This window comes from Colwellia sp. MB02u-9, from assembly GCF_014077085.1.
Lineage (GTDB): Bacteria > Pseudomonadota > Gammaproteobacteria > Enterobacterales > Alteromonadaceae > Cognaticolwellia.
In genome coordinates this window covers 1-317 of sequence record NZ_JACGVF010000016.1, presented here as the reverse complement: position 1 = coordinate 317, position 317 = coordinate 1, and the positions used below count along the sequence as shown (strand labels likewise).

Below are 317 nucleotides of genomic sequence, written 5' to 3'. Positions count from 1 at the left end.
GCGGCCTTTACTATCACAGTGTCAAACACCAATGATGCGCCGGTAATAACAGGTACGCCAGCAACAACGGCGGCTGAAGATACTGCCTACAGCTTTACTCCAATAGTTTCTGATGTTGATGCAGGGGATACCCAAACTTTTAGCATTAGCAATAAGCCCACTTGGGCAACGTTTAGTACTTCAACAGGTGGCTTAACCGGCACACCAGTTCAAGCCGATATAGGTACCACCTCAGGTATTATCATCAGTGTTGCCGATGCTGCGAATGCAACAGTAAGCTTAGCGGCCTTTACTATCACAGTGTCAAACACCAATGA

At 47.0% G+C, this 317-nt stretch carries 1 protein-coding gene; it reads left to right on the top strand.

What is annotated here, in order from left to right:
• A partial coding sequence (locus H4J65_RS00040) for a putative Ig domain-containing protein (RefSeq protein WP_182193928.1) occupies positions 1–317 on the top strand: 317 nt, incomplete at both ends.